The organism is Vibrio gigantis (assembly GCF_024347515.1).
Lineage (GTDB): Bacteria > Pseudomonadota > Gammaproteobacteria > Enterobacterales > Vibrionaceae > Vibrio > Vibrio gigantis.
In genome coordinates this window covers 189085-203960 of record NZ_AP025494.1, presented here as the reverse complement: position 1 = coordinate 203960, position 14876 = coordinate 189085, and the positions used below count along the sequence as shown (strand labels likewise).

9 protein-coding genes are annotated in these 14876 nt (G+C 43.8%); 2 read left to right on the top strand and 7 right to left on the bottom strand.

Annotated elements, in window-relative coordinates; genetic code table 11:
* Positions 1 to 5: 5 nt before the first annotated feature.
* From OCV56_RS25965 to OCV56_RS25940, 6 genes are all read right to left on the bottom strand, one after another.
* Entirely contained in the window at positions 6 to 1316 is a 1311-nt protein-coding gene (locus tag OCV56_RS25965) for a restriction endonuclease subunit S (protein ID WP_086714957.1), read from the bottom strand.
* Positions 1316 to 3745, bottom strand: coding sequence for a type I restriction-modification system subunit M (locus OCV56_RS25960; protein WP_086714958.1), 2430 nt, complete (start codon positions 3743 to 3745; stop codon positions 1316 to 1318). Before OCV56_RS25960 ends, OCV56_RS25965 begins: the two co-directional genes overlap by 1 nt.
* Before the next feature lie 113 nt (positions 3746 to 3858).
* Entirely contained in the window at positions 3859 to 4782 is a 924-nt protein-coding gene (locus OCV56_RS25955; protein ID WP_086714959.1) for a WYL domain-containing protein, read from the bottom strand.
* Between the two features lie 255 nt (positions 4783 to 5037).
* The gene (locus tag OCV56_RS25950) at positions 5038 to 6666 is read right to left on the bottom strand and encodes a Tn7-like element transposition protein TnsE (protein ID WP_086714960.1); all 1629 of its coding nucleotides are present in this window, start codon (positions 6664 to 6666) and stop codon (positions 5038 to 5040) included.
* Positions 6667 to 6676: 10 nt separating this feature from the next.
* Positions 6677 to 8194, bottom strand: a complete 1518-nt coding sequence (locus OCV56_RS25945; RefSeq protein WP_086714961.1) for a TnsD family Tn7-like transposition protein — start codon at positions 8192 to 8194, stop codon at positions 6677 to 6679.
* A gap of 2 nt (positions 8195 to 8196) precedes the next feature.
* A complete protein-coding gene (locus tag OCV56_RS25940) occupies positions 8197 to 8820 on the bottom strand; it encodes a hypothetical protein (RefSeq protein ID WP_228761203.1) in 624 nt (207 codons plus the stop codon).
* A gap of 113 nt (positions 8821 to 8933) precedes the next feature.
* On the opposite strand from OCV56_RS25940, the gene OCV56_RS25935 reads away from it, so the two are divergent.
* Together OCV56_RS25935 and OCV56_RS25930 are read left to right on the top strand one after the other, a co-directional pair.
* Complete coding sequence (locus tag OCV56_RS25935) at positions 8934 to 9758, top strand: DNA sulfur modification protein DndB (protein WP_086714962.1); 825 nt, start codon at positions 8934 to 8936, stop codon at positions 9756 to 9758.
* Between the two features lie 30 nt (positions 9759 to 9788).
* A complete protein-coding gene (locus tag OCV56_RS25930) occupies positions 9789 to 10121 on the top strand; it encodes a hypothetical protein (protein ID WP_086714963.1) in 333 nt (110 codons plus the stop codon).
* A 76-nt stretch (positions 10122 to 10197) separates the two neighbouring features.
* Here the strand turns inward: OCV56_RS25930 and OCV56_RS25925 are convergent, their stop codons facing one another.
* Positions 10198 to 14391 carry a hypothetical protein gene (locus OCV56_RS25925; RefSeq protein WP_086714964.1) on the bottom strand — a complete coding sequence of 1398 codons (4194 nt, stop codon included), beginning with the start codon at positions 14389 to 14391 and terminating at the stop codon, positions 10198 to 10200.
* Between the last annotated feature and the right edge of the window lie 485 nt (positions 14392 to 14876).

Genomic DNA, 14876 nt, shown 5'->3' with positions numbered 1-14876 from the left:
GCATCCTATTGCTCAACCATTTCTGGGGTGATTTTTATTTTCCCTGTCACGGCGCTGTTGATCAGGGAAGTTTTGTATTCCTTGATTTTTTCAATTTGCTTGGTCAGAACGCTAATGCCACCATCAATTTCTCGGTGACTTTTTTCAATTTCTAAAACCACCTTATTTTGCGTTTCGATATCTGGCAGAGGAAAAAATAACTCTGAAAAATCTTTATATCTAAAGTCAGTTGACCTTTCACGAATTCCTTTTGCTAAAGATTCAATAAAGCCACCTAACGCTAAGTTTCTTAAATAAAGTGCATAGTATTTTGGATTAACTTCCACACCTGTTACTGGGGTACATGCAGAATATACTGGGCTTGATTTACCGTCAGAGTCGGATACGCCTATAGCTCCTGCAAATGCATCCATTGCATGAATAACGAGATCTCCATTCCGGATCCCCTGATAACCATGCTCCTTAGTAGCAAATGTAAAACCTTCGGTTCGCCTATTAGTCCGCAATGTAACCTGGCCATCCCTAAAACATGTAACAACATCGTCTTCGAGCCTAACAGGGCGGTTTTCTTTTTTAAAAATATACTTCGCTCTTCTAACTTCCCAATGCGCTGGAATCTTACCAATCCAATCCACACCGGAATCTTTCATAGGCACATTGGGATCAAGACCTTGGGTCACCGCCTGTTGGATGATGATCTGCTTACGCTCTTTCAGCAGGCTAATTTGCTGCTCTTTAATAGCAATCGCATCGTTAATTTGAGTGGTTTTCTTGTCGAGAAAATTTGCAATTAGGGACTGCTCTTCTTCTGAAGGCAGGACAAAAGGAATCACCTTCATCCGTGTTTTTGAAAGGTCCCACTGACCAATCCTTACACCATCTGATGCACTACCAAAAAACGATACGTATAACTTACTGCGTATCGCCCAATTGAAAAACTCAGGATTTATTGCCTTTGTAAAATCAAAAACAAAATACGCAGGACTTACAATTCCAGTGAACTTTGATACACCGTAGGAACCTTGCCACGCTTTCATTTTATTCATACCAAATTGACCTTTCTCAAGCTTTTTATAGCCGCTAAGATCATCTGGTATAAAATTGTGATTTGACTCTTGATCATCCACGTCTCTCTCAATAACACCTTGTTCGCGTGTTATCGAAAGCAGTGGCAATTCAGGGCAGTTTTTGACCGATACTGGGGATAGGCACGAGCCCAACTTAACCAAGTCCCAATGCTGTGGAATTTCGCCAATCCACTCATAACCCGAGTCAATATATTGATCATACTTCGGCGTTGAGGTAATGCTTTCCATTAGGCTTCTCCCTGAACTTCCGCCACTTTCACGCCTAATATTTGTGCAATCAAACCCTCAGCCTTCTGCTCTAGGTTAATAATATCAGTTGCTACTTCTTCAAGACTACGTAATGGCTTATGCAGATAGAAATACTTATTGAAGCTGATTTCATAGCCAATTTTCACCGTATCTAGGTTTATCCACGCTTCATCAACATGCGGTTTCACCTCGTCTAGGAAGTACTGGTAGATGCTTTGCTTCAGTGGGACAGATTCTGTGTCTCGCAGGTCTGAGTTGGTCTCATAAGTAATGAACTCGCCTTTTTTACCGCCTTCTGTTGTAGGAACGGGGTAATAACCAAAATCTGGCAGGTCAGCGACTTCACACTCATAGCGCTCCAGCAGGTCGTTTAATTTATCACCCGTTAATTTAACGATCTTTTTCACCACTTTCTTGGCGGTTTCGTCATACCTGCTCACCGCGTTCAGGATGGCATTTTTCTCAGGTGCTGAAAGCTTAATAGCATGGGCTTTTAGCGATTTATCAACTAGGGTTTTGAAGCTATTAAAGTCATCAAATTCAATGCTACCGATGTCACCCATCAGCGTTTGTGCCGTTTCAAGCAATGCTTTAAGCGCCAGCCAGTGTTTCACATCGAGCAGTTTTGCCTTCGCCTTGGCATTGAGACTGATGTCGTTATCTTCACACCAAGAAAGAATGTCCTTCTCAATGGATTTCAAGAAGCTCTGTTTTTTTTCAGAACCATAGCCTGTTTTTTCGTAAACATGTTCGCCGTGCTCTGCGTACACGTACTCCATCACTTCACTAAGTTGCTTATCAAAACGCAGTGGAGCTATTGCTTCTTGAGTGAACTTGGCTTTGCGGCGATCTGGGCGCTCGATAGTGACTTTGTAGTAGCCAAAGTCGTCATTACTAAAGACCTTACTGGCGATACCGATAGGATCATTGTTTGCATCAAGTGCTCTTTCAACGTCCACACACGCGAGGTAAGTATCGGTGATTTCCGTGATGTGCTCAGGCGCAAATTCGCAGTTTTTGTTACCTAAGTTCTTACGCAACTTACGGTATAGCAAGCTGGCGTCAATAAGCTGCACCTTTCCTTTACGTGCCTCAGGCTTATTGTTGTTCAACACCCAAATGTAAGTGGTAATACCGGTGTTATAGAACAGGTTATTAGGTAACTGAACGATGGCATCTAGCATGTCGTTTTCAATGATAAAGCGACGAATGTTACTTTCGCCACCGCCCGCATCACCGGTAAAGAGCGATGAGCCATTATGAACAGAAGCAATCCGGCTGCCTAATGGGCTTATGCTCGGATCTTTCATCTTGTTGACCATTTCCATTAAGAAGAGTAGCTGGCCATCACTTGAACGTGGCGTGGCATCCACCACTTCGAGATTTCCCCAATAGTCTTTCAGGCTAACCTTAAAACGTGGGTCAATCACATCACTGCCGTCTTTAATGTGCTTCTGTTCAGACGCCCAACTCTTACCGTATGGCGGGTTAGACAACATAAAGTCAAAGCGTGAAGCCGCAAACTCATCGGTAGACAAGGTTGAGCCTACTTTGATGTTCTCAGGGTTGTTACCTTTGATCATCATGTCCGATTTACAAATCGCGTAGGTCTCGTCGTTGATCTCTTTGCCGTAAAGGTAAACATCTCGGCTGTCGTTTGGATATTTCTCTTCAATGAAGTTTTGAGATTCAGTCAACATACCACCGCTACCACACGCAGGGTCATACACTGTCATGGTAAGCGGCAACTGGTCTTTCACTGGGTCAAACACCAGGTGCGTCATCAGTTCAATAACTTCACGTGGCGTGAAGTGTTCGCCTGCTTCTTCGTTGTTTTCTTCGTTGAACTTGCGGATCAACTCTTCGAACACGTAACCCATACCCAGGTTGGTAAGGGCTGGCATCTTGTTGCCATCTGGGTCTTCGACCGTTTCATGAGTTAGGTTGATATAGGGGGAAACAAACTTCTCGACGACATCAAGAAGGACTTGCTTGGAGGCCATATGACGAATTTGCGATTTGAGGTTAAAGCACTCAATGATCTCTTTGACATTATCGCTAAAGCCAAGCAGGTACTCTTCAAAGTTGGCGAGTAATATCTGTTGGTTATTAGTCGCGGTGTTGAACAGGGATTTCAGCGTCCATTTAGATGTATTGTAAAAGACATAACCACTGGCAGCCTTCAATGGTTCATCATCAAGCTCTGTGGCTTGCATCTCTTCTTTTTGGAACTTTACCTCTTCAAGCACGGCTTCTTTGGTGGGTTCAAGTAACGTATCTAAACGTCGCAATACCACCATAGGTAAAATCACATCACGGTACTTACCGCGAACGTACACATCCCGTAAACAGTCGTCGGCAATATTCCAGATAAATGAGATGAGCTTGTTATGTACACTATGATCCATTTTCTTTTCCTGTTCAGTGTTGGTTGCACCCCACTAGGTTGCTGCAACGGCTTCACTATAAATTTAAAATTTTGTTCTTTATGTAACGCCTAAATGGACGCTACATCGTTCGATTAACTTGTTCTGCCAGGCGCTAGATTTAAGTTTGTGACACCATAAAGTGCTTGGCTGTTACGCAACCAAAGCTGATACTCAAAGCCCATTAATGAGTGTTCCGTAGAACAATCCACATGCCATTGGCGAAGCAAATAGCCAGCGGTTGCAGCTCTAATCTCAACCTTTAGAACGCCACCCGTCATGCCATAATCCAGCTCTATCGCTTCGCTGTGCTCAATACGTGGATGCGGCACTAACTCAAGCTCTACAAATCGGTTCCATTGTCGGTCTTGAGTTTCAAGTTCAGCCTCAGACAGCTTTGAATCTTCAAGCACACCCGCTGCTTTAATTCGGGTCAACACAAAGTCACGGAACTCATTATGCTTGCGGTCAAAACCACGAACATGCCAACGCAGGCCATTGTCTACCAGCGTATGCGGCACAATTTCACGCGTGGTTTCACCGCTCGATAACGACACATAGGTGATACTCAAGGCTTTGCCTTTGTGTATGGCCTCGGTGACTTTTGCCACTATAGATAAACTGGGCTTGTTAAGGTGATAAGGCGCTTCACAAGCCAGCGGTGGTTTTACCTTTCCAGTAAAGCCATCTCCGTACCCTTGGCTAATCGTCGCCAGCGTTCTCACAACGTCGTAGTCGAACAAGGGCTCAAATGCTTCACCGCGCTTGTGCAACTTGAGCTTTTGGTCATACTCAATGTTGCCTGGTGCAAGCTCTCGGTACATTGTGAAGTCTTTCGTTGCTTGTGCAGCGGCAATGCTGAAGCGATCAACTAAATCCGCCCGTACCGCTTCGCCCTTAAACAATAAGGTGAAATCGATGTGAGCAATGCGATCCCTGGTTGCTTGTGGCAACTGCGCTATCTGCGAAAGCCTATCTGGCTTCGCCACTACCGTTTGTTTCAGAGCATCATTTGTCATGCGTCTTGTTTATCCAATTCAACCAGATTCTTAAAACTCTGTTTATAAAGTACGGTCAGACATCGCGTAATCACATTGAAAAGCGTCACTCAATGCTGCTCTTTATCCGCAATGACTAATCAATCTCTATTGGTTGAAGCTGGACAGATGGCCATAAAACACTGAATATGCTTCAACCTAATTAATTTTATTAGGTATCATCCTATCACAAATTATTTTGTAGGGAAGACTAAGCGACCACTCTTGATCTGTAAGCTAGAGTTTATCTGCGACTCTTCCTGCCCAATCTAAGATTGATTCTGTAGGAATTCCCGTAGGGTGTCCTTCAACGGATTTCGGGTGAGAAATACCAATATGCTTTTTGAAGCCAAACATGGAATCCATTTCCTTTGTCGGCCATCCCAGAGACTTTGTCACTACGCCTTTTTTGATTCGAGAAAACTGCTCTTTCCAATTGCGAGTATCAATCTGCCGTATACATTTTGTGGAGATCCATTTACTCAGGCCTGTTACATCAACTTCGAGCAAGTAATTCACATGACCATTTCGCTCCACGACAACGCAACGAATCGTTCTCTTTGCATCAGAGTCAATCAAGTGGCATTTACTACGTCCAACCTGATCCAGCTCATGAGTGTACGAGTCAATGATTGTACAGGCGTATTTTTCCTCTAGCATTTGCACCATCATGTTAAAGGCCGTAAAACGAGAAGCATACTCCTCCGATCGATCAGTGCAATCTTGCATACCTCCTCCCATGTCTGCCGAAGGTATCTCACCATTACTACCAGGCTCATTGGTACTGACCTGATCACCAGCTTTCTTAGCTGCATCTTTGCTACTATCTGGCCGATGACTCCTTTTGGGGATTGTTGCTTTCGACGTTGAAAAACGATTTTTAAACCTTACTGAGCAGGTATTTTCACCTAGTAAGAATGCATGGTTAGCATCGGAAGCCTCACGATCATCATCGATAATATGATCTTCTGGACGCTCGTATGGTTCAGGGCCTTTGCCACCAATGGTTGGCTCTTGGCCTTCATCTGGATGCGTAAAAGACGGGTTATGGAAATAGACCCTAGACGGCATTTGAGCATTAATTTCAATATCCGTGATCTTTTCAACCAGAAAGTAGCGGCCACTTGCATCAAGCCTGCCTTCGTATTCGAAAGACCATCCAGCCATTTGGGGAGGATCGAAGTGAAATAGCCAACGCTTATACCCCGCAGATACATCTCGGTCCTTTTCGACGTTGAAATATCTAAAAATCGACTCAAATGAACGCTTTGCATTACTATCAACAAGTAACCAGCTCAACATTGCTCTTGTTGCTGAATCATTGAATGCCGAAGGAGGAAAGTTTGATGTTTGCAACACTTCGATATTGGCATAGTCCTCCTTGCTGTTAACTTCGACCTTGAAGTCTGTAAGCAAACGAGAAGACATTAATGACGCTCGCGATAAGTAAGAGCTGGCATAAAATAGGACCCTTGCCAACTCTAGCTGAGGAATAATCAGTTTAGGGGCAGCGCCTCGGTCTAATACAAATGCATGTTGCGCTGACTCTTTCTTTCTCAAAGACTCTGCTGACTCTGAGTCGGGGAACTCACTCAAGTTACTGTGTCGAAGGAGCTCATTACTTCTAAATTTATGACGCCCTCGTTTAGCGTAACTTTCTGATAACCCTCTTTGATTAATTATTTTTCCTCGATACAAAGCAGGAACGTTAGAAAATGCAGTCGCATGAAAATTATTTTTCTGCTGTGGGGGATAGCACCAAACCTCAATTAAAGGCCGGTAAGACTTATCACTTTCCCGCACCAATATCTTACCAGTATGAACTACACGCACATCATCATCACACTTGTAAAACCTCGCTCCCATCAGTACATCCTTATTTTAGATTTGATCCCGTGGCTACCCAGCCAAGTAAGTCGTCGACAATTGGCACTATTCTTTCTTTAGGAAGGCTTGCTGAACGCATCAATTGCCAGCGACTCATTCCTGAACCTGTTTTTGATTTTGCGATTACAGCTATGACTAGCCGACGAGCTTGAAACTCAAAGACGCTTTCTTGATACCGATTCAAAGCAAAAGATAGCAAGGGTAATAAGTTCAGTTTTTTGCTCACCGAACCGTAATCATCTAGCTGCTTAAGTAAGAAATTTTTGCTTCTTCGAGGACCATCAACAACAGTATCTAATCGTTCTACAATCCTAATAAGCTGCTTAGTTAGTGATCGGTCTCTTGCTCTCCAATCTACTTTTTTCTGCCTTACATGAGGTTGGGATTGATGGACTCGATTGAAAGCTAATAGCCAATCTCTATCATTTCGGTACAGCCAAGCATACAGTGCACCACCACCAGGAAGTTTGCGTGCTCTCTTAACCGGGGCGTTACCTATTAAGTGACGCCACAGCTCACGTTTTTCTTCACTTGGATTTGGCACAAGCTGAGCATTGTCCTTCGGGATCGATACCGTCACTTTATCTTTTGATTTTACTTCTTTTATGATCTCACTAGCCGACATTTCAGGAATAAAAGCACACCAAACCGTTAAGTGCTGTAGATAGCTAAAAGCTTTACGATGACGGCGAAATAACGTGCGAAGCCAGTTAGTATCTCTATCAGAATTGATGGTTAGCTCAGGGGTAACGATCTTGCTTACAACTAAGTCCGCAATCTTATCGTGAGCAACCTGTTTAGGGCCTTTTCCACACCCAAAGTCGTGTGCTAGATGATTGTAGAAAAGGCTCCATTGATGCTGAGTCGGGGAGCCTTGGGCTGGTAAACACATTACCTCTTTAGCTTTGCTCGCTAAGTAAGCAAACCGCTGCGCTGTTATATTCTGGTGGTTACATAAAAAGGGCTGACATTGTATTCGGCCACATGCATGGTACGTGTGCCGACTATCATGGTAAGAGGTTGTCGATTTATTCAGAAGGCCGTGCTCAGGGCAATAAGGTAAGGATGGTAAAAACCACAACCTAGACCAATAACTTTCCCCAAATTTTTGTTTTTGCTCCGCGACACAAGCTGGGCAAACACAAAAATCATCTGATGTTTTTACAATAGAAGCTGGGGCTCCTAGCATTAGATGAACAGAGCCCTTAGCGCAATGTTCCATTCGCTCCATCGCTCTAACCCTAATGCTTTCGTCAACAAAAGGAGCGTAAATCGGGAACATTGTATGTTCATAAATAAGCTGTTGGACATCAAATCGTCCCGTGTTAACTAGCTGCTCTGATATTGAAGATAAATGACTAGGCAGGTCAATTGTCGCAATCACTTTTCTGTCACCATACACTTCATCTAGTAGCTGTTTAGAGCTTGTTATCGCACTGCGAATTCCAGCTCTAGCTACTAAGCTATAGATTAATTCATCTGGGTAAGGGACAGGGAAGCAACGCAATATTAAACCGCCTTTTCTAGTAATGACTGAATGTCTAGAATCAGACCCGAATTTGACATTGCGGTGTACACTTCGCTATCAGAATCAGATTGAGAGTGAACAAACCTCAAATCCTCACTATCAAGGGTATGCCATTGCGCCTGTTTAATTGAGGAGGCCCTCTTGCCTTTACTTGGCTTAAGCTCTTTTTTAGATAGTAACTGTTCAGGGTTAGTGAGTTGCTCATGTACCAGTGGCAGTAAGCTGACCCATGTCAAATCTAGATTCAGGTCAAACAGCTGTCGTATTACAGGAGCTAAAAGTGTTGAGTCAAACTCGTCTTTTAGGGCCATATATACACGTCGCTCTTCATCGGTTCTGAGCTGTTGATATGCAAACTCCTCTGGTGTCTGCTTAACAGTTGTTGCTACCTGTTTTTGTAACTCAAGTAACCTTTTATCAGTATTGCTTAGTTTAAGATCTGAAAACTTAATCATTTCTTCAACATCACCTGAGCGAAGCGCTGCTAGCATTGGATGAACAGGTTTTAATTCATCCTCATAAACTTGTTGCATTAATTTAGGTGTGATCCTTTCTACTTTTGTCGCTATTGCTCTCAACTGACACAAGACATATAGCTTAACCACAATATCTAGAACACCTTGGCTCAGGTCATACCATAGAGAATGTCTACCGACAACTGGCGATTTGTTTAAGCCATCTAAAGGATGAAGAAGAGATCATTATAGGTAACCGTAGGATGCTTAAAGCCGTGATCCCTGCCGACTGTGACCGTCATATTGCCGATGGTCAAAACCGTAATGAGCTATTTCAATCTTTATTAACTGAAATGCCTGAGCTTGCGACGCAAACCCTGAGCGTGAAATTCCTTGTCTCTGATACCGACACACTAGAGCCTGTGACTGAGCAAATAAAACAACTATTCAGTGATTTTCACTTCAATCAGAGAAAACCAACGACGAGTCTGAACCTGTACTTCGACAGCAGCAAACCTTACAGCCGGTTATTACGTCGATTTCTGGATTTAGAAGTGAACCAATTGTCCCTATGGGATCTGATCTCGGTAAGTGGAAAGCTCACCAATGGGCATCTTTTCATCTTAAAACAGCTTCAAGATTTCTTGAGCATTGCCAGCGCTTCCACAGCCGCGAAAACAAATGCATTACTCACCAAGAACCCTGAAATGGCAGATCAGTTGTTCAACATGCTCAAGCCTGCGCTTACGGGCGTACTCAGTGCTATGCCAATCGGTGAAAAAGATACTGAGAATGACCCTATGTATAGCAAAGCCATTTATTTCTACGGATGCGCGTGGGTTTGTCGCTCCATCATCGAAGAAGGTATGTCTAATGGTACGGCACCAGACTGGAGTGCTCTAGAGCGCTTAAAAGCACTTCCGTTACTCAACATGAAAGACAGCTGGTGGACTAAAGCAGGCGTTGTTCAAAAGCTCCAGTTAGATAATGCAAAAGAACCGAAATATATGATGCAAAAAGGTTCAGAGAAACTGATGGGCCGACGTTTGTGCAAAGTCTGTGGTATCTACCCGTGTGATGAAATTTAGCCTTTGGAATAAACGCTAAGGAGAGAGATTATGGAACTGAATTTACAAGCCTATCGCTGCCCGTCTGCAATGACTCAAGCTCGACTTGCTATAACTATGGCTCATTCAAGCAATGAATCCCTATGGCTTCACTCCATTGAACCGATGCTAGAACATCATATTAAGGCTTACCTTGCTTCGGAATACCCTAACGCCACTCTTGCTGTGTTTATGGCCAAAGAGATAACAGAGGCGATGCAAGACGAATGGTTGTCTGATGACAGTTTGTTTGATGAAGATGACTTGGATGGGGCAACAGTTCAGTGCTTGTATTGCATTTCATTCAATGAAAACGTGGACAACCTAGCTACACCCATCCAATAAAAAAGGTGCATTTAAACGGAAGAGTCTAAATGCACCAATAACGACACAAGGACGTTCTTATATCTCGGTCATAGTCTTACCAACGCACGACCATTTGTGCTGTGGCGGTATCTCCAGAATCATCATAGCCAACAACCGTCACTAACTCTGATTCGCCCGGTTGTCTTAACTCTGAAATCCGTTTACCGATATTGCGACGCACGTTATCACCAACTGTCCAATCATATTTGACCATTTTACCATCCAAGTCTTTACATTTTGCTTCGATACGGGCGGTCTTCGAGTACATACGATAATCGATAGAGCACGTCGGTGGTTGGTTTGGCACCACTTCAATTGGAATGATGGCTTCCGCTTCCTGACCGTAGTTGGTGAGTATTTTCAATTTCAATTCATGATCACCCGTTAATAGGTTCTCAATATTCGCTGATGACTTCTCTAGCTCAGGTTGTAACTCACCATCGACATACCATTGATAGTCTGCCACTCGGTCTGATGGGTGACCACCTCGAATTGTCGGACGGACATTAACATCAAGTGGCGAACGTTGGTAACTGTTACTATACCGTGCAGTTAAATCCACAGTGATCGGCTCAGGTTCCAATACCTCCACATATTCAGTAAAGGTGTCGTAGTTACCGCGATCATCTTCTACCGTCACCGAGATCGGGTATATGCCCGGTTGTTTTGCGGTAAATCGCGCTCGATGTCCGTAATCTTTCGTCAGCTCCAGTCGGCCTTGTCCGTTCCACTCATACAAATAGTACTCGCGTAAATTCGCGCCAATTGGACGTCGTAACCAGATTTCAATCACTGAAGGTGCAACGAGCACACGTTGTTTATACGCCACGTCGAATTGTGGGAACTGATACTCCCATACACGAACCTTATGGTCGAATTCCGCATACGTTAACGCCTTAGCATCTTTAACCCACGCACGCAGTGTGAATGTATGAAAGTCAGCTCGATCCAAATCATCATTCGTTGGGGTAAAGTCCACAACATTCGAATCGACAATGGTTCCGTCTGGTCTTACCCATTCAATTTCAAGTTCGGAGTCCATATTGGAATACGGTGTATCGACATCTCCAACCAAAGTTAACGTATCGGTGGTTTCAACATCGGTATCCCCTTTCACTCTGACTCGAACAGGTTTGGCTCGCTGAGAACGTACTGAGCGATATTCTGTTGCCCAGCTCTGTTCATCGGTTTCATAACCAAGATACGCCGCTTTTGCGATAATCTTGTTACTGCCTTCACCTGTTGCAGTGTATTCGAGTGTACTGCCACCTTCAGTGAACGTGACTCCACCATCAATAGACCATTTGATGAGCATATTACCGGCATCCGCCTCTTCACCTTGATCAAGAAGAGTGTACGTTCTTGTCATACCGGTGATCAGGTTTGCTGCCCCAACTAGTTCAGTTTGTGGCACTCGGTACGCCATGATTTGTACGACGTCCGTTTCTGCTATCTCCCCTGTGAAGCGATTTGGAACATGACCTTTCACCAACCAAATACCTTCTACTGCGGTACTGAAAGAAAAGCGCTTACCAGGTTCTCCATATAGATTCCACGTACTGCCATTGTCTTCCGATATGTACCATGACACTTCACCAGAGGCGTCTTTGTCATCACGGGTAAGATGTTGATATTGAATAGCGGCATTCATCGGTACAGAACCCGTTATACGCAGTGTACGCAGTTCACCTTCGATTGCCGTTCCTTTCATGATTTTCAAGGTCCCGCGTTGAGAGCGAACCATTGAAACATAATTTTCATTTGGCGATTTTAGTTTCGCTTGTGCATAGAATCGAAGGTCACCGATGTCATCTGATGAGAAGTTTACATCAAAGTCATTCATACCTGATTCGTTCATATCTTGCCAATCCGTCAGGCCATGTAGGTTCTTCTCTTTGTCCATGACAGCAATTCGAACAGACCAATCACCAAGCTCTTCAGATTTGTATACGACATCTCGGTAAAAGCTACTATACAGCCCAAATTTCGATTTAACCTTGAATGTGTCAACGGTGGACGTTTCACGAGAAGTTTGCTCAACCTTGAGCCTTGCTCGTGTAGAAGGAACCGCATAAGTCTTCACCGCACTCTCAATCACTTGCTCTGGTAAACGGGCGTAATGAACTTGAACGGCATAATCATCCATCTGCCACAAATCTCGGTGGTTTGCACTGTTTCTGTCTGTGATTACCTTAGTGATAGTGTGCTCGGTGTATCGGTTGGACTGTTTGATGTATTGGCTTTCTAAGGTTTCACCATTTTTAAGGAGCGTAATGTAAATAGGCGACGCCGCTGATTTAACTCGATATCTCCCGATTCTAGATTGCCCCATCTCAACCGCATATATGCCATCTTCAAACATACCGTCGTCGTCGAAGATGATCTCTGGAGTATCTGGGGTATGAACGATTAGGCTTGTATCGTCGACTTTGATTAAGTTTTTTCGGCCTTCAGAGTCATGGATATAAATCTCAGCTTCCACTGTCGCAGGACCCGTATTTTCAAATACACCAATCAGCTCAGGGCTCGCAGTATCCCATGCTTCTTCCAAACCTTGAGGGATGACTGTCCAGTTCACGGAACAAGTCATTTGAGTCGGGTTTTTGATCCCTTGTACCGCCTCATGCTCTGACTTGAACATTCTACAAGCTCGACCTTTCGTTTGTGCGAATGTGATGTCTTGGTTCTGCACAAGTGCCACTTTGCGATCACTGATGTTGTCGTATTCGAAGTCTAAAGGTAAGAATGAAATGGAATACTCTCTTTGAACTACGTTGTTGTTCCCGTCCTTACCACGCACAATGACTTTATGAACCGTATTGGACTCCCATGGGGTTTCCATTTTGATCGCACGAGCCATCTTGAATTCACCAATATGCTCAACGGGTACGCCATCAAGCAAAATATCAGTGATTTCATTCTCAATACTGGTTTCATCTTGCACGGTGAAAATCATATGCTCCATGAAGTTGATTTCATCACCAGTACTAAACAGCGTGTCATTGTTGTACAGACGAATCTCAGGAGGTAAACGGTCTAACTGCATTGCAGTCACTTCCTTGTCACCTCTGTTTGCAAATCTATCTAAGGCTTTTATGTTGCCTTGATAAAATCTATCTACCACTGAACTGAGCGGAATTCGATAGACAAACTTGTTGCCAATCTGTTGAGGGATACCAAAGCTGTCTACTGTCTTCTCGGTATAGGTAACGTGTTCATTTCTGAATAAATCGCCTATATCCCTACCCTCTAACGTAACGAAATCGGATACACCGACATGATCTGTATGCTCTTCAAAGCTCAAACTAACCTTGGATGGTAACCACCACTTATTTGCTGTATCGGTACTGTGCGGCGAACTGAGAACGACGACAGCTTCATTGTTTTGGACAACCACCGTTTCTCCACCAACATCAATCGAAATATCATTGCTAGTGGTATCTCCGACAGCTTTGACAGCATACTGCTCAATAACGGGTGGTCTGTAATCCCACGCGTATTGGATCTGACTGTTCGGGGCTGATACGACATCGTACTTATCCGAGACTTTTAATGCTGTGGTAAGTTGCCCTGTCAGTGAATCATCACCAGATAGATGAAAGGCAGAAATGGCGACCACGCATGAATCTTGGCCTTCAGGCACCTCACACGATTCACCAAACTGAGTTAAGGCCACCACCTGATCAAATGGACGAGGCTCGACCTCAACGGTAATTTTGCGAAGTTTTTCATTCTTATCGTGCGTAATGAAGCTCAAGCCTTGATATTGAGCCGAAGTAGTGTCCGTGGTGACATTTACAATCACAGGCGGAACGGGTTCAAGGATAGTGTAGGCCACGCTGTCTTCAATCAATGTGATGCGTTCTTTCTCAATACCATTGAAGTAAGAAATGCGATATGAACGGTAATGCTCTCCTGCAGCTGCGGTAGGTCGACCATCGAGCGCTAATCCATTCGCGTTCCAGCTCGGGTCGGTATCACCTGTCCATTCGAAGAAACACTTTAGATTGCTACTGTCTGACGTATACGCTTCTTCTCGCACTGTTTCTAATCTACAACCAGATGCTACGGCTTCTTTCGCTAAGGCTGAATACTCTTTCACACCACGATAGATTTCATCAGGGTAAGTAAACTCTACTTTTGGCGGCACACTCCTTATGGAACCGATGATGTACACTGATTTCGCAACAGCAGCAGTCCCTATAACTGTTAGTGAACAACTAATAAGAATTTTGATTAACTTGTTCATAGTGCTCTTCAACTCCAAACGCAATTTCATTGGGATAGGTTAAATAAGGTCGAGAGCAATTTTTGAAATTAACAAGCCTATTTTTGAAGATTAAAGTTTTTCTCGCGGCATTCATTGTAAAGGAGGGATTTGGATTGTTACCCCTTCACGACTATGAAGGGGCTGAATGAGAATGAAGACTTATGGTAAAAATATATGGATTAATAAACCTGGCGCGACCGCGATACCGAACGTGAATAAGGACAAGTATAAGTCCGTGGCTACATATGCGCCGATGTCTTTCTTTTTATCAGAAGAAGATTGTGCATTTTTAGACAGGTGTTTAGATACTTCCGTTCCAAACTTTTCAGACAATGGATGACGTCGATTTGACTGATAAATCTCAAAGACAAATTTATCAAAATGCTTGAGTTCTTGTAGACGACATTTGATAAACGGGGAGACAAGACAGTAGCATACCGCCACCAGTAGAAAGCAAATTATTG